The organism is Acuticoccus sp. I52.16.1 (assembly GCF_022865125.1).
Classification (GTDB): domain Bacteria; phylum Pseudomonadota; class Alphaproteobacteria; order Rhizobiales; family Amorphaceae; genus Acuticoccus.
This window is the reverse complement of record NZ_CP094828.1, coordinates 1,826,799-1,843,253: the sequence shown is the minus strand read 5'-3', so window position 1 is coordinate 1,843,253 and position 16,455 is coordinate 1,826,799. Positions and strand designations below refer to the sequence as shown.

Here is a 16,455-nt window from a genome sequence, read left to right as displayed (position 1 = left end):
GTGACGAACGCATGTCCCACCACCTGGGGGGCGACGGTCCTCCGCGACGGTCGCGCCCGCTTCCGCCTCTGGGCGCCCGACGAGCAGACCCTCAAGCTGCGCACCGACGCCGGCGATCTCGCCATGGAGCGCCAGGCGGACGGTTGGTTCGAGATCGTCACCGACGCCGTCCCCGTCGGCGGCGGCTACGCCTTCGTGCTGGATGACGGCTTCGTCGTGCCGGACCCCGCCGCGCGGGCGCAGATGGGCGACGTCCACGGGCCGTCCAAACTGGTCGACCCCGACGCCTACGAGTGGAAGACCGAGTGGGCCGGCCGGCCCTGGCGCGAGTGCGTCATCTACGAGATGCACGTCGGCACCTTCACGCCCGAGGGCACCTTCCGCGCCGCGATCGAGAAGCTGCCGCACCTCGCCGCCATCGGCATCACAGCGGTGGAGGTGCTGCCGCTCGCCCAGTTCGGCGGGCGCCGCGGGTGGGGCTACGACGGCGTGCTGCTCTACGCGCCGCACGAGTGCTACGGTTCGCCCGACGACGTGCGCGCCTTCGTCGACGCGGCCCACGCGCACGGGCTGATGGTGTTCCTCGACGTGGTCTACAACCACTTCGGGCCGGACGGGAACTACCTCGGCAAGTACGCCGGCGCCTTCTTCCACCCGGAGCGGCACACGCCGTGGGGCGCGGCGATCGCGTTCGACAATCCGGCGGTGCGGTCCTACTTCGTCGAGAATCCGCTCTACTGGCTGACGGAGTACCGCTTCGACGGGCTGCGGTTCGACGCCATCGACCACATCAAGGACCCGTCGGCGGAACACATCCTCGAAGCCATGGCGCGGCGGATCCGCGCCACGCTCGACCGCCCGGTGCACCTCCACACCGAGGACGAGCGCAACGTCGTCTTCCTGCACCCCTACGAAGACGGCGAGCCGACCCTCTTCACCGCCGAGTGGAACGACGACTACCACAACGTCATCCATCCGATCGCCACCGGCGACACCGAAGGCTACTACATCGACTTCACCGAGCATCGCTGGGAGAAGCTGGCGCGGGCGTTGACGGAGGGGTTCGTCTTCCAGGGCGAGCCCTCCAAGGGCCACGCCAACGAGCCGCGCGGGGAGGACTCCAAGGGCCAGCCGCTGATCGCGTGCGTGGCGTTCAACCAGAACCACGATCAGGTCGGCAACCGGGCGTTCGGCGAGCGGCTGATCGACCTCTCCGACCGCGAGACGACGGTGCTCTTCACCGCCGTTCTGCTGCTCTCGCCGCAGATCCCGCTCCTGTGGATGGGCGAGGAGTGGGGCGAGACCAACCCGTTCTGCTTCTTCTGCGACTTCGACGGCGAGCTGGCGGCGGCCGTGCGCAAGGGAAGGCGCAACGAGTTCTCCAAGTTCGACGCCTTCATCGACCCCGACGCCCGCGAGGACATCCCCGACCCCAACGCCCTCTCCACCTTCGAGGCGAGCCAGGTCGACTGGTCCAAGCCGGAGACCGAGGCCGGCCGCGCCTGGCTCACCCTCTACACCACGCTGCTCGGCGTGCGGGCGCGCGAGGTCGTCCCGCGCCTCACCGGCGAGGAGCCCAAGACCGGCACCGTGCTGGCCGCCGCCGACGGGGTGGTCGACGTCGCCTGGACGCTCGCCGACGGCGCGGTGATGACGATGCTGATCAACATGACGACCGAGGACGCCGGCCCCATGCCGGCCGCGGAGGTGATCGCCGCCGTGGTGTCGGGCGAGCTGGTGGCGCTGCCCGAGTCGCGCGGGCCGCACTCGGTGATCGTCACGCTGGAGCGCGCATGACCAAGGCGCTCGACGCGGCGGCCGACGCGGTCGGCGTCGTCCTGGAGCGCCCGGGCGAGAACGCCCCGCCGGTCTCCGACGCGACCAAGCGCGCGTTCGTGGACCTGCTCGGCGCACCGCCGCCGCTGCCGCAGCCGGCCTCCACCGCCGCCTATGTCCCGCCGTGGCTGGACGATGCGCGGGCCTTCGGCGTCGCCTTGCAGCTCTACCAGCTCCGCTCGGACCGCAACCTCGGCATCGGCGATCTGGGCGACCTCAAGGCGCTGGTGCCGATGCTGGCGGACGCCGGGGCGGACTTCGTCGGCCTCAACCCGCTGCACGCGCTGTTCACCGCCGAGCCGGAGCGCGCCTCGCCCTTCTCGCCGTCCGACCGGCGGCGCCTCAACCCGTTCATCATCGCGGTGGACGAGGTGCCCGGCTTTCACCCGCACATGGCCGAAATGGTGCCGGTGCCGAGTTCGCGCGATCAGGTGGACTATACCGCCGCCGCGCAGGCGAAGCTGACGGTGCTGGCCAAGATCCATCAGTCCTGGCGCTCCGGCGATCCGTCCGTGCCCGCCGAGGCACGCCACGCGGCCGCCCGCCATGCCTCGCAGGCGGGTGCCGCGATGGCCGACTTCGCCCTCTTCGAGGCGCTGTCGCACCACATGGTCGCGAGCGGCAAGGGTGCCGGCTGGGGCTCCTGGCCGGCCCAGTATGCCGACCGGGCGAGCCCGGAGGTGCGCGCTTTCGCCGAAGCGCACCGGGACGACGTCGCATTCCACGTCTGGCTGCAACATATCGCCGAGACGCAGCTCGGCGCGGCCCACGCGGCGTGCCGCGCGGCGGGCATGCGCATCGGCCTCTACCTCGACCTCGCGGTGGGGGAGGCGCCGGACGGGGCCTCCACCTGGGCCGACCCGTCGCTGGCGCTGCGCGGTCTTCGGATCGGCGCGCCGCCCGACCTCTTCTCGCTCGACGGGCAGGACTGGGGCCTCGCGCCGCTGTCGCCGACGGCGCTGGTGGAGCGCGACTTCGCCCCCTACCGCGCGGTGATGGACGCCGTGATGGCCGACGCCGGGGCGATGCGGATCGACCACGCGATGGGCCTCGAACGGCTGTGGCTGATCCCCGACGGCATGACCTCCGCCGAAGGGGCCTACGTGCGCCAGCCCAACCTCACCGACCAGGTTGTCGCCGCCACCGTCCAGCACAGCGCGATGGCGATCGGCGAGGACCTCGGCGTGGTACCGCCCGGCTTTCGCGAGCGGATGGCGGCGCGGCGGCTCTTCTCGATGCGCATCCTCGCCTTCGAGCACGGGCCGGGCGGCATGACCCCGCCGGCGCAGTACCCGCGCGACGCGCTCGCCTGCCTCTCGACCCATGACATCGCGCCGCTGGAGGCCTGGTGGCAGGGCGACGAGATCGACCTGCGGTTGGCCCTGGGGCGCATCGATCGGCGCGTCGCCGAGGTCGAGCATGCAGCCCGCCTCGCCGACAAGCGGGCGATGCTGGCGATGGCGGGCCTGCCGCCGACTCGCGCCACCGGGCCGCTCGACGACGCGGTCTGCGTCGCGTTTCACCGGCTCGGCGCACGCACCGCCTCGCGGCTCTTCGCGGTGCGGCTGGAGGATGTCGTCGGCGGGCGGCGGCTCGTCAATCTGCCGGGAACGGACCGTGAGCATCCGAATTGGCGTAGGACACTCCCGGTGACGGTCGCCGAGATCGGCCGTTCGGCACGTCTCGCGGCCACCCTGGCCGCCGTGCGCGGGGTGCGAAGAGGGTCTGGATGATCGTCGCCACCTATCGGCTCCAATTCCGCAACGGCTTCACCTTCGAGGACGCGGCCTCGATCCTGCCGCACCTGGCGCAGGCGGGCATCACCCACCTCTATGCCTCGCCGATCTTCGCCGCGACGGCCGGCTCCACCCACGGTTATGACGTCACCGACCACAACGTGCTCGACCCCGCGCTCGGCGGCGAGGCGGGCTTCGCGGTGCTCGCCGAGGCGCTCGAGGCGGCCGGCCTCGGCCTCATCGTCGACATCGTGCCCAACCACATGGCCGCCTCGATGGAGAACCCGTGGTGGCGCGACGTCGCCATGCACGGCGAGGCGTCGGACTATGCCCGCCACTTCGACATCGACTGGAACGCCGGCAAGCTGATCCTGCCGATCCTCGGCAAGCCCTACGGCGAGGCGATCGTGGAGGGCGACATCACCCGCCGCGAGACGCCGGACGGCCCCGTCCTCGCCGTCTATGACAATATCCTGCCGCTGGCGCCCGGCACCGAGCACATCGAGAACCTGCACGACCTGCACGAGGCACAGAACTACCGCCTCACCTACTGGCGCTTCGGGCGCGACGGGTTGACCTACCGCCGCTTCTTCGAGGTGACGGGCCTCGTGGGCGTGCGGGTGGAGGACCCGCTCGTCTTCGAGCATGTCCACCGCACCATCCTGCGCCTCGTCGCCGAGGGGACGGTCACGGGCCTGCGGGTCGATCACGTCGATGGGCTGTCCGACCCGGCGGGATACCTCGCGACGCTCGCCGAGCGGGCCGCGGTGCCGATCTGGGTCGAGAAGATCCTGGAGGCCGACGAGGGGCTGCGGGACTGGCCGGTCGAGGGGACCACCGGCTACGAGTTCATCGCCGCGATGGCCGCCCTGTTCACCGACGGTGACGGGCTCCAGGCCCTGAGCGAGGCCTATGGCGAGATCGCCCAGAACGACCTGCCGGCGATGATGGACGAGGCCAAGACGGTCATCCTGACACGCAATCTGGCGGGTGAGCTGGAGCGGTTGACGGAGCTCGCGCTGACGTTGTTCAGGTCTGACCTATCGGCCCGCGACCACGGCCGCGCCACCGTGCGCGAGGGGCTGGTGGCGCTGATGAAGGGCCTGTCGGTCTACCGCACCTATCTGCCGAGCGACGACGCCGAGGACCGCGCCGTGCTGGCCGCCGCGCGCGACGCCGCCACCGCGGAAAAGCTGGAGGACGAGCGCGTCCTCGACGACCTGATCGAACTGCTCACCGCCGATCCGGCCGCGGCGAACGACCCGGACGTGGCGATCGAGTTCGTCGCACGGTTGCAGCAGACGTCCGGCCCGCTGATGGCCAAGGCGCTGGAGGACACGCTCTTCTATCGCCACCACCGGTTGCTGGCGCTGAACGAAGTCGGCGGCGCGCTCGACCCCGCGCTCGGGGCGGGGCGCTTTCTCGGCGTGGCGGCCGCGGGCGGACTGGCCGCGACGCAGACGCACGACACCAAGCGCGGCGAGGATTCGCGCGCGCGGCTCTACGCGCTGTCGGCCCCGGACGCCGCGGCCCGGTTCGTCGCGCTGTGGCCGACGCTGCCGGGCGACCTTCCGGACAAGCTGAAGTGGGCGCTGGCGCAGATGCTGTTCGCCGCCGACCCGCTCGGCGACGATGCCGACTTCGCCGATCGCTTCCGCGAGGCGGCGCTGAAGTCCGTGCGCGAGGCGATGGAAGATACGAGCTGGACGCGCCGCGACGCGGATTTCGAGCGGCAGGTGGCGGAGGCGGCCGTGGCGATGGCCGGCGCGCGCGAGCGCCTCGCCCCGCTGGCCGACGTCGAGCGGGCAGGCGCCGTCATCGGCCTCGGTCAGGCGCTGCTGAAGACGCTCGGCCGCCCGGTTCCGGACATCTACCAAGGCTGCTTCGACTGGGATTTCGCCATGGTCGATCCCGACAATCGCCGCCCGGTCGACTTCGAGGCGGAAGCGGCGCTGTGCGCGGCGGCGCGAGTTGCCGACCCCGCCTTCCTCGCCCGCGACTGGACCAGCGGCGCGGTCAAGGCGCGCGTTCTGCTGGAAGGGCTGGCCTTGCGGCGCGAACGGGCGGCCCTCTTCGCCCGCTCGTCGTTGACCGCGCTGGCGTTGCAGGGCGGCGCCGCCGGGGACTTCGCCGCCTTCGAGCGCCGTTCCGGCGACGAGCGCCTCGTCGCGCTGATCCCGATTCGCCCGCTGCCCTACCTGGGTGAGGCGGGGCTCGGATTGTCCCGCGGCAGCCTCGCCGACCTCACCGTCGCCGACGCCGCCGGCCTGGTGGATCGACTGACCGGCCGCGCGCTGGGCGAAAAAGGGGCGATCGAAGCGGCGCTCCGGAATTTCCCCATCCTTATTGCGACGAACCGGTAGCCCGGGCGGCGGCCGGGCGGTCGCCGCTGGTGTTGCATTTCGGCCATGCGGGTCACACCCGCAGTCAGGCCCGGTGGACAGGGGCGGCGCGAATCAGCCTCGGCCCAGGCGGTGCGGTAATCTCTTGCGTTGTCGAGGGGAGGGGGGCGTCCCCGGCGCACGGGTCGGTCCAGCAAGCGGGTACCGTGGCCGATCGGGGGTCTTATCCACAGTGTGCGGGGCTTCGGGGCCCAGAAATCCTAATGGATCCTTGCCGTTTGGGGCGAATTTGCCGGGGTTGGGGGCGAAAACGTGTTGTCCGTGCAACATCGCAGATTGAGTGCGGGGTTCAGCGAGTTTCACCCGCACGCTTTCCGTTGCCGTGAGTGGGGCACCTGAGCAATGTGGCTTTGCGACGGGGCGGAAACGACCTCGTCGCGGTTTGGGCGGGCCGCAGCGGCTTGATCAAATCAGTTGGAAGTCCGGCGACTTTCGGCCCTCGGGTCACCGCCGGAACGAAAGTCAAAGGGCCTCTACAAGTGAACATCTTTGGAGATCGAGACATGAACATTAAGCGTCTTGTCCTCGGCACGGCTGCGGGTGCTCTCGCGGTGACCGGGGCGCAGGCGGCGGACCTCCCCGTCGTTGTCGAGCCTGTCGAGTACGTTCGCATCTGCGACGCATACGGCACGGGCTTTTATTACATCCCCGGCACCGAGACCTGCCTGCGCGTCGCTGGCCGTATCCGTGCCGACTACCAGGCTTTCGGTGACCTCGACACCGACAACTTCGAAGTCACCAGCCGTGGTTACGACCGCGATGTGGAGCAGGGCTACCGCTTCCGCGCTCGTGCCTACATCTACATGGACTCCCGCACGGCGACCGAGTACGGCCTGCTCCGTACCTTCACCGAGCTGCAGTTCACGAACGACAACGGTGGCCTCGGCGTCAACCTCGAGAACGCCTTCATCCAGTTCGGTGGTCTGACCTTCGGTCGTACCCGTTCCTTCTGGGACTACACCGACGCGATGGGCGGCTCGCAGTTCTTCTTCGAAGCTCCGACCTCGGACACGAAGATCAACGTCGCCGCGTACACCGCCACCTTCGGCAACGGCTTCTCGGCTTCGCTCTCGATCGAAGATTACGGCGGAGATCGTCAGGCCGGCGTCGAGAACGCCTACCAGCGCTTCGAGTGGGTTCCGGATCTGGTCGCGAACATCCGCGTCGATCAGGGCTGGGGTTCGGCTCAGCTGATGGGCTTCCTCGGCTACCGTGAGGCTGGTCTGCTCGGCAGCGGTGGCTGGTACACCGACTCCGACTCCGACGTCGCCTTCGGTGTTGGCGGTGGTGTGTCCGTGAACGTTCCGTTCGGTACCGGCACGAGCATCGGCATCCAGGCCGCCTACGCTCACGGTGGTCCGGACTACGTCGCGGCTGACGTCTCCAACGGCTTCACCCCGGCGTTCGACGGCTACTACAACCCGGTCACCAACGACCTCGACCTGACCGACGCCTTCTCGATCGCTGGCGCTCTGTCGACGAGCTTCACCCCGGCGATTGCCTACACGCTGGCCGGTGGTTATGCCTTCTTCGACCAGAACGACAACAGCACGTTCGGCGACGTTCAGACCATCACGGTTGACGGCTACCTGACCTACGAGATCGTCCAAAACTTCGTCCTGGGTGCCGGTCTCCAGTACAAGTACGTCGACACCGACAACGCGGGTGAGGGTTCGGCTCTCGCGGGCTTCCTCCGCGCGCAGCGCACCTTCTAATTCCATCCTTTCCCCCGGATGGGAGGGCCCGGCGGCAACGCCGGGCCCTTTTTTTGTGTCAAACGCCCGGACCATACGAAAAAAGGCCCGGCAGCCGAAGCCGCCGAACCTCCTGAGCGCATCTACCCAATGCCATCCATTCCCCCGGATGGTGCGGCTCCGATACCGAGCCGCGGGTCATTCCATATCACAACCGTGCACCGAAGGCGAAGTTCCATTGCGTGTTGCATTTGCGTCACGCTTAACGGAAGGCGAACTCGAAGCGCCATGATTGCCGGCAACACGCCGGCTTCGGGCGACAGCGGCCCCGGCCATAGGTTCGCGCCGCTGGTGCCCGGCCCGGCCCCGCGCTACACCTCTCGGCACCACAAATCGCCGGGACCCGTCATGCTCGCACGCCTCTTCCTCACCCTCGCGCTGACCGTCCTGCCGCTGGCAGCCACGGCCCAGGTCGATCGGCCGCTCGTCGTCGGCATGGCACTGGAGCCGCCGCATCTCGACCCCACCGCCGGCGCGGCCGCCGCGATCGACGAGGTGCTCTACGCCAACGTCTTCGAGGGGTTGACCCGAATCGCGGAAGACGGCCGGGTCCGCCCGCAGCTGTCCACCCGCTGGTCGGTCAGCGGCGACGGTCTCGCCTGGACCTTCACCCTGCGCCAGGACGTCACCTTCCACGACGGCGCCGCGTTCGACGCCTCGGTCGCCAAGTTCGCGCTCGACCGCTTCCGCGCCGAGGGGGCCGAGAACGCGCAGCCCCAGCTCTTCGCCGCGATCGAATCGGTCGAGGCGACGGACGCCGAGACGCTGACGATCAACCTCTCGCGCCCCGATGCCGACCTTCCCTATTCGCTCGCCTGGGGCGACGCGGTGATGGTCCATCCCGACAGCGCCGACGGCAACAAGCAGACGCCGATCGGCACCGGCCCCTTCGAGTTCGACACCTGGCGCCGCGGCGACCGCGTGATCCTGACCCGCTATGCGGACTATTGGGGCGAGCCGGCGGGAGTCGAGCGTGTCGAATTCGCCTTCATCTCCGACCCCGGCACGGCGCTCGCGTCGCTCCTGGCGGGGGACGTCAATGCCTTCCCCAACTTCCCGGCTCCCGAGCAGATCCCGGTGCTGGAGGCCAATCCCGACTTCCACCTCGAGATCGGCACCACGGAAGGCGAGGTGATCCTGGCGATCAACGCGTCCCGTCCGCCGTTCGACCAACTGGCGGTGCGCCAGGCGATCTCCGCCGCGATCGACCGGGACGTGCTGATCGCCGGCGCGATGTACGGCGCCGGCATGGCCATCGGCTCGCACATGCCGCCGCACGACCCGGCCTATGTCGACCTGACGAGCGTCAACGCCTACGACCCGAAGCGGGCCAAGGCGCTGCTGGCCGAGGCCGGACAAGAGAACCTCTCGGTCACGCTGACGCTGCCGCCGCCGGCTTACGCCCGCCGCTCGGGCGAGCTGATCGCCGCGCAGCTCCGGCAGGTGGGCATCGACGCGACGCTGAAGCCGGTGGAGTGGGCCGAGTGGCTGTCCTCCGCCTTCAAGGGCAAGGACTACGACCTCACCATCGTCGCCCACACCGAGCCGAACGACATCGGCATCTACGCCCGCGACGACTACTACTTCCACGTCGACAACCCGCGCCTCGACGAGGTCGTCGCCGAGCTGGAGACGCAGGCCGACCCGGACGCCCGCAAGGGCCTCCTGGAGGAGGCGCAGCGGCTGATCGCGGACGATGCGGTGAACGCCTTCCTCTTCGTGCTGCCGAAGGTGGGGGTGTGGGACGCGCGCCTGACCGGCTTCTGGCCCAACTCGCCGATTCAGGCGAACGACGTCACCGCCGTCCGCTGGGAGAGCTGACGGCGCACCGTGAGGGCCATCGTCCGCCTCGTCCAGCTCGTCGCCACGCTGCTCGTCGCCAGCGCGATCGTCTTCGCGGCGATGAGCGTGTTGCCCGGTGACGCGGCGCTGCTGCGGCTCGGCATGAACGCCGAACCCGAGGCCGTGGCGGCGCTGCGTGCCGAGATGGGCCTCGACCGACCGTTACCCGCGCGCTTCGCCGCATGGCTCGGCGGGGTGGTGTCGGGCGATCTGGGCACCTCGGGCACCTACGACGTGCCGGTGACGGCCCTCATCGCCGAGCGAGCGGCGGTTTCGGCCCCGCTCGCGGCGCTGGCGCTGCTTTTGTCGGTGATGCTGGCACTGCCTGCGGGGCTCCTCGCTGCCATCCGCCGGGACCGGATCAGCGACCGGCTGGTCCAGGCCGCGGCGCAGGTCGGACTCTCGGTGCCGGCGATCTGGCTGGGGCTACTCTTTATATATGTCTTCGCGGCGCACCTGCGCTGGACGGCGTCCGGCGGTTTCCCCGGCTGGGGCGCAGGGTTCGGCGCGGGGCTTGCCGCCCTGGTGCTGCCGACCCTGGCGCTCGGCATCCCGCAGGCGGCGATCCTCACCCGCATCGTGCGCACCGCCGTCACCGAGGCGATGGACGAGGATTATGTCGCCCTCGCCAGGGCCAAGGGGCGGCGCCTCGCCGGAGCGGTGATCGTCCACGCGCTGCCCAATGCCTGGGCGCCGATCATCACCATCATCGGCATGCAGTTCGGCTTCCTGGTCGCGGGGGCGATCGTGGTGGAGACGGTGTTCAACCTTCCCGGCCTGGGGCGGCTGCTCTTCCAGGCGGTGGCGCAGCGCGACGTGGTGCTGGTGCAGGGCGTCACCCTCGTCGTCGTGGCGACGGTCGTCGTCGTCAACGCGCTGTGCGACGTCCTGGCGACGTGGACCAACCCGCGCCAGCGGGCCGCGCCGTGAGGGTCGTCGCCGGGACGATCGTCGCCGTCATCGTCGTCGCCGCGCTCCTCGCCGCGGTGTGGACGCCCTATCCGGTCGACGGGTTCGACATGGCCGACCGGTTCGCCCTGCCGTCGCTCGCCCACCCCCTCGGCACCGACCAATACGGGCGCGACGTCGTCTCCATGCTGATGGCGGGGGCCAGCACCTCGCTCGGCGTCGCGGCGGGGGCGATACTGATCGGCGTGGGGCTCGGCGGTCCGCTGGGGCTCGCGGCGGCGTCGTCCGGCCGCGTCGGCCGTGCGGTGCTGATGCTCGGCGGGGACATCGTCTTCGCCTTTCCGGCGCTGATCGTCGCGGCGATGCTGACGACCTTCCGCGGACCGGGCGCCGTCAACGCCATGGTCGCCATCGGCATCTTCTATATCCCAGTCTTCATGCGCCTCGTCGCGGCCTCCGCCCGCCGCATCCTCTCGCTCGATTTCGTCGACGCGGCGCGGCTCAGCGGCAAGGGGCGCTCCCGCATCGCGTTCGAGCATGTCGCCCCGCTGGTCGCGCCGATCGTCCTGACCCAGGCCGCCACGCAGTTCGCCGTCGCCATCCTGATCGAGGCGGGACTGAGCTACGTGGGTCTCGGCGCGCAGCCGCCGGCGGTTTCCTGGGGCCGCATGCTGGCCGAGGCGCAGACGCTGATCGCCCTGGCGCCGCAGCTGGCGCTGTGGCCCGGCCTCGCCATCGCCGTGACGGTGTTGGCGATCACCACGCTGGGCGAAGCGCTGAACCGCCGGCTCGACCCGCGCTTCGTGCGGCCCGCCTGATGCTGCAACTCGAGCGCCTTTCCGCCACCGCCGGCGGCACGCCCCTCGTCCACGACGTGACGCTGCGCATCCGCCCCGGCGAGCGGGCGGCGATCGTCGGCGCGTCGGGGTCGGGCAAGTCGCTGACCGCGCGGGCGATGCTGGGCTTGCCGCCGGCGGGCGTCACCTTCGGCGGGTCGGTCCGGATCGACGGCGACGAGCTGCTGGGCATGCCGGACCGGGCTCTGGCGCGGCTGCGCGGCCCGGTCATCTCGATGGTGTTCCAGGAGCCGGCGACCGCGCTCAACCCGGTCAAGCGCATCGGCGCGCAGATCGACGAGATCATTCGCCTCCATTCCGACAGTTCCGCCGCCGAGCGCGCCCGCACCGTGATGGGTCTCTTGGACAAGACCGGCCTCACCGATGCCGGCGTCGGCCCGGAACGCTATCCGCATCAGCTCTCCGGCGGGCAGCGCCAGCGCGTCGCCATCGCCATCGCCGTCGCGCTCTCGCCGCGCCTCGTGGTGGCGGACGAGCCGACCAGCGCGCTCGACGCCGTCACCGCGCAGCGCGTGCTCGATCTCCTGGAGGCGCTGACGGCCGAGCGCGGCACCGCCCTCGTCCTCATCACGCACGATCTCGCGGTGGCGCGGCGGGCCGAGCGCATCGTCGTCATGGCGGACGGCACGATCGCCGAGACCGGGACCGAGGTGCTGGCCCGGCCGCAGAGCGACGCCGGCCGCGCCCTCGCCGGCTCACGCCACGTCACGCTGCCGCCGCGGACGATGACGACCCCGCGTGCCCCGGTGCTCGAGGTCGCCGACGTCCGCGTGCGCCGCGGCGGGCGGGAGGTCGTGCGCGGGGCGGGGTTTCAGGTGGCGCCGGGGGAGCGGGTGGCGCTGGTCGGCGGGTCCGGAAGCGGCAAGACGACGCTGGTGCGCGCCGTCCTCGGCCTCCTGCCGATGGAGGGGCGCATCACGCTCAGTGGCACGCCCGTTCCCGCCGGCTCGCCGGTGCTGCGGCGCGACGCGCAGATGGTGTTCCAGGACCCCGCGACCAGCTTCAATCCGCGTCACGCGGTGCTGCGTGTCGTGACCGAGCCGCTCTTCCGCGCCGGCCTCTCGCGGGCGGAGCGGCGAGAGCGGGCGGTCGCGGCGCTAGCGCGCGTCGGCCTCGGCACGGAGGTGCTGGCGCGCAAGCCGCATGCCTTCTCCGGCGGGCAACGCCAGCGCATCGCCATCGCCCGCGCTCTCGTCGCCCGGCCCAAGGTGGTGCTGGCGGACGAGCCGGTGTCTGCGCTCGACGCGGCGCTGCGCGGGCAGATCATCTCCCTGTTCGACCGCCTCTCGCGCGAGGATGGGCTCGGCCTCGTCTTCATCGCGCACGACCTGGCGTTGGTGCGCACCCTGGCGGACCGGATCCTGGTGATGGACGACGGCGCGGTGGTGGAATCCGGAACGCCGGACGATATCTTCGGCCGGCCGCGGCACCCGGCGACGAAAGCCCTGGTGGAGGAGGCCGGCGATGGACCATGAACCCGAGCGGATCGCGCTCGTGGAGGCCTATCGCGCGCTGCTGGCGGAAGGGCTGATCGTCGGCAGTGCCGGCAACGTCTCGCTGCGGATCGCCAGCGGCCTGCTGATCACCCCCAGCGCGGTGCCCGCCGCGCGGATGGGCCCGCAGGACATCGCCACGGTCCCGTTCGATGGGGCGGCGGACGGCAAACCCTCGTCCGAGTGGCGTTTCCACCGCGATCTTCTCGTCGCGCGGCCGGACCTCACGGCCGTCGTCCATACCCACTCGCCCAACGCCACCGCGATCGCCATGCTGCGCCGGCCGATCCCCGCGGCGCACTACATGGTGGCGATCGCCGGCGGCAAGGAGATCCCGCTGGCGCCGTACGCGACGTTCGGCACGGCCGAGCTGTCGGCGGCGATCTGCGCCACGATGGCCCGGCTCGACGCCTGCCTGCTCGCCAACCACGGTGTCGTGGCGGCGGGCGCAACGTTGGCGAAGGCGATGGATCTGGCGCGGGAGGTGGAGCTGCTGGCCAAGGTCTACCGCATGGCGCTCGCCGCCGGCGAGCCGGTGGTGCTGCCGGACGACGAGATGGACCGTGTGCTGGAGCAGTTCCGCGGCTACGGCCGCTGAACCGCCCGCTGCACCGCGATGGCGCCGTTCAGCGCCCGCCGCTGACGTCGAGGTTGCCGCCCATCACGTACGAGGCGGAGTCCGACAACAGGTAGAGGATCGCCGCGGCGACCTCTTCGGCCGCGCCCACGCGCTGCGCCGGGATCACCTTCACGGCACGTCCGGCACGCTCCGGATCGCCGGCCGAGGCGTGGATCTCGGTGTCGATCATGCCCGGCGATACGGCGTTGACGCGGATCCCCTCGGCGGCAACCTCGCGCGCGAGGCCGACGGTCAGCGAGTCCATCGCCCCCTTGCTGGCGGCATACCACACGAAGTCGTTGCCGCTGCCGAGCCGCGCCGCCACCGACGACAGGATGACGATGCTGCCGCCCTTGCCGCCGTGCCTGGTCGACATGCGCTTCACCGCCGCCTGCAGGGTCAGCATCGCGCCGGTGACGTTGAGATCGACCACCTGGCGCAGCATCGCCGGGTCCGCATCGTCGAGCCGGCCGACCCTGCCGGTCATCCCGGCATTGCACACGAAGTGCGTCAGCCGGCCGAAGCGGGCGTCGATCTTCTCGAAGAGGGCGGTGATGTCGGCATCCTTGGAGACATCGGCCTGGAAGGCCTCGGCGTCGACGCCCATCTGGCGCACCTCGGCGACGAGCGCTTCGGCGGCGGCGGCGTCGCGCACGTAGTTGACGGCGATGTCGTAGCCGGCGGCGGCGGCCATGCGGCAGGTCGCGGCGCCGATGCCGCGGCTGCCCCCGGTGACGAGTAGAACGGGTCGGTCAGCCATGGTCTCGCTCCTGTCGGTCGGTCCGTGCACGTTCGGCGGCACGGTGCTTCGGCGCAGCATAGAGTTGCCGGCGCCCTTAACCAATCACTTAGGCGCTGATTTGCGCCCTCACCGCACGCGGATCGGCACCGAGAAGGAGAGCGAGCCTTCGCCGACGTCGGCCGGGAAGTTGGGGAACTCGTTGTAGGCGGCGGCGAGCACCGCCTGGTCGAGCGCCGGGTTGCCGGAGGGTTGGCTCAATTCCGCGTTCAGCACCCGCCCGTCGCGCGAGATGGTGACCGTGACGACCGCCGTCCCCGCACCGACCTGTCCGAGCTGGGCGGCGGTGAAGAATGCCCGCCCGACGATCGCCCGGACCGCGCGCGCGTAGGAGGCCTGGGCGCCTTCGCTCTCGTTGGCCGCGGCGGCCGCCTGCTGCGGCGCGCGGGGCGCTGCGGTCGCCTTGGGCGTCGCCGCGGCGCGTCGGTCCGGCGGGGCGGGGTTGGCCGGCGGTACCGGCACGCGCTCCAGCGCGGCGGCGTCGGCGGCGGAAAAGGTCGGCGCGCGCTCACCCGCGGCGGGGCGGTCGAGCGGGAAGGGGTAGAAGGCGTCGGCCGGGCGCTCGGTCGGGCCGCCCGTCGACGCGGTGCCGGCGACCGCCTCGGGGTCGGCCTCGCGCTCCTCCTGGCTGGCGACGTCGGGAAGCGCGGCGGCGAGGTCGCTGTTGGCGCCACTGACCACCTCGAACGCAGACGAGATATCCGGCAGCGCCAGGGAGGGCTGGGCCGGGGCAGGGGTGCCGGGCGTCTCGGTCGGGCTGCCGCCGGGGTCGGTGCCCTCGGGGCCTGCGGGCGCGGCGGCGTCCGCTGCCGGGGCATCGTCGACGCGGCTCGGCGTGGCGGCCGCCTCGGCGGCGTTGGGCGGCTCGGCCGGCGCTTCGTCCGGCGTGTCGCTGGGCGTGTCGGTCGGTTCGGCGGGGGCGGGGGCTTCGTCCCGGTCGACCGAAGCGGGGTTCGATTCGGTGCCGTCCAGCAGCGAATCGAACACCGCGTCGCGGTCCGGTACGTCGAACTCCTCCGGCGCGGGCGGTGCGTCCTGCTGCTCCGCCTCGAGAGGCGGTGCCGGGGCGGGCTGCTGGTTGGGCAGCGGCGTTCCCGTGGCAGGGTCGCCCTCCTGCGGGTCGGGTGCCTGCGGCGCCTCGCTCTCGGGTGCGCCGTCCTCGCCGGCGGGTTCGGGCTCTGACCGGGTCGCGCCCAGCAGCGCCTCCGCGCTCTGCTGCGAGACGACGATGGGCATGCGCTGCGGCTGCGGTGTCTCGACCGGCTCGGTCTCCTCCTTCAAATCCACCAGGACGGCGAGGTGGACGAGGACCGCGACCAGCAGCGCCGCCCCCCAAGCCAGCCCCGACCGCATCCGGCGCGAGGGACCCGGGCGCAGGCCGCCGGCATCGAGGATCGACAGGGAGGGCGCGCGGCGGCTGCGGTTCATGGGCGCGGACGGTGGGTCCGGTGGCGCGCGGCGGTGGCGGCGGCCGGGCGGGGCGCGGGCAGCGGCGCGCCGGAGAAGACCCCGCTGAGGAGGTTCTCGAGCGCGACCTCTTCGTTGGCGATGCGCGCCTCGAACCAGGCCGTCAGCACCGATGCCGGCATCGCCACGGCGAGGCCCACCGCCGTCGTCAAGAGCGCCACCCAGATGCCGCCGGCGAGGACCGACGGGTCGACCGCCGCGCCGCTGCCCTCAAGCGCGCGGAACGCCTCGATCATGCCCAGCACGGTGCCGAACAGGCCGAGCAGCGGGGCAATCTGGGCGATCACGTCGAGCAGGCCGATGCCGCGCCGCAACCGGTGGAGCTGCAACAACGCGACCTTCTCGGCCGCGTCGCGCGCAGCGCACGGGGTCATCGCACCGGCCGCCTCGATGGCGTAGCCGACGACGATGGCGCTCACCGGCCCGGCCGCGGTGCGCCGGCGCGCGGCACGAAGGTCGCCGGCATGATAGAGCCGCACCGCCTCCCGTGCATGCCGGTGCCGGCCGACGCCCGCCAGCAGGAAGCCGGCCAGCTTGCCCACCGCGATCGTCAGCACCACCACCGACAGCGCCAGCAGGAGCAGGACGACCGGCCCACCCAGCTCCAGGAGGCCGGCGACCGAGTTGAACTCCACCGCGGACAAAGTGTCCGTTATCCGCTCCATGGCCTCCCCAGATCAGCCTCCCGCGGGCGGGACCGCCAACGATGCACGGGGCCTGTGCCGCCCCGCCGCTGGACCC

12 protein-coding genes are annotated in these 16,455 nt (G+C 71.4%); 9 read left to right on the top strand and 3 right to left on the bottom strand.

The features are described 5' to 3' along the window. The 9 genes from treZ to MRB58_RS08245 all read left to right on the top strand — a co-directional run bounded on the left by treZ (nt 1) and on the right by MRB58_RS08245 (nt 13,427). On the top strand, nt 1-1,797 hold the full coding sequence (gene treZ, locus MRB58_RS08285; RefSeq protein WP_244781247.1) for a malto-oligosyltrehalose trehalohydrolase: 1,797 nt from the start codon (nt 1-3) through the stop codon (nt 1,795-1,797). Beyond that, a complete protein-coding gene (gene malQ, locus MRB58_RS08280) occupies nt 1,794-3,569 on the top strand; it encodes a 4-alpha-glucanotransferase (protein ID WP_244781246.1) in 1,776 nt (591 codons plus the stop codon). The genes treZ and malQ overlap by 4 nt, the downstream gene beginning before the upstream one ends. After that, complete coding sequence (treY, locus tag MRB58_RS08275) at nt 3,566-5,935, top strand: malto-oligosyltrehalose synthase (RefSeq protein ID WP_244781245.1); 2,370 nt, start codon at nt 3,566-3,568, stop codon at nt 5,933-5,935. Before malQ ends, treY begins: the two co-directional genes overlap by 4 nt. Before the next feature lie 542 nt (nt 5,936-6,477). After that, the gene (locus tag MRB58_RS08270) at nt 6,478-7,689 is read left to right on the top strand and encodes a porin (protein WP_244781244.1); all 1,212 of its coding nucleotides are present in this window, start codon (nt 6,478-6,480) and stop codon (nt 7,687-7,689) included. Nucleotides 7,690-8,076: 387 nt separating this feature from the next. Then, nucleotides 8,077-9,549, top strand: a complete 1,473-nt coding sequence (locus tag MRB58_RS08265; RefSeq protein WP_244781243.1) for an ABC transporter substrate-binding protein — start codon at nt 8,077-8,079, stop codon at nt 9,547-9,549. A 9-nt stretch (nt 9,550-9,558) separates the two neighbouring features. Further along, nucleotides 9,559-10,500 (top strand): ABC transporter permease, encoded by a 942-nt coding sequence (locus MRB58_RS08260; RefSeq protein WP_244781242.1) that lies wholly within the window; start codon nt 9,559-9,561, stop codon nt 10,498-10,500. Beyond that, a complete protein-coding gene (locus MRB58_RS08255) occupies nt 10,497-11,297 on the top strand; it encodes an ABC transporter permease (protein WP_244781241.1) in 801 nt (266 codons plus the stop codon). The genes MRB58_RS08260 and MRB58_RS08255 overlap by 4 nt, the downstream gene beginning before the upstream one ends. Continuing rightward, nucleotides 11,297-12,811, top strand: a complete 1,515-nt coding sequence (locus tag MRB58_RS08250) for an ABC transporter ATP-binding protein (protein ID WP_244781240.1) — start codon at nt 11,297-11,299, stop codon at nt 12,809-12,811. Before MRB58_RS08255 ends, MRB58_RS08250 begins: the two co-directional genes overlap by 1 nt. Then, entirely contained in the window at nt 12,801-13,427 is a 627-nt protein-coding gene (locus MRB58_RS08245) for a class II aldolase/adducin family protein (RefSeq protein WP_244781239.1), read from the top strand. Before MRB58_RS08250 ends, MRB58_RS08245 begins: the two co-directional genes overlap by 11 nt. A 28-nt stretch (nt 13,428-13,455) precedes the next feature. On the opposite strand, the gene MRB58_RS08240 is transcribed toward MRB58_RS08245, so the two are convergent. From MRB58_RS08240 to MRB58_RS08230, 3 genes are all read right to left on the bottom strand, one after another. Then, on the bottom strand, nt 13,456-14,208 hold the full coding sequence (locus MRB58_RS08240) for an SDR family oxidoreductase (RefSeq protein ID WP_244781238.1): 753 nt from the start codon (nt 14,206-14,208) through the stop codon (nt 13,456-13,458). A gap of 108 nt (nt 14,209-14,316) precedes the next feature. Continuing rightward, nucleotides 14,317-15,675 carry a TonB family protein gene (locus MRB58_RS08235; protein ID WP_244781237.1) on the bottom strand — a complete coding sequence of 453 codons (1,359 nt, stop codon included), beginning with the start codon at nt 15,673-15,675 and terminating at the stop codon, nt 14,317-14,319. Further along, nucleotides 15,672-16,379, bottom strand: a complete 708-nt coding sequence (locus MRB58_RS08230; RefSeq protein ID WP_244781236.1) for a MotA/TolQ/ExbB proton channel family protein — start codon at nt 16,377-16,379, stop codon at nt 15,672-15,674. Before MRB58_RS08230 ends, MRB58_RS08235 begins: the two co-directional genes overlap by 4 nt. Nucleotides 16,380-16,455: the final 76 nt, after the last annotated feature.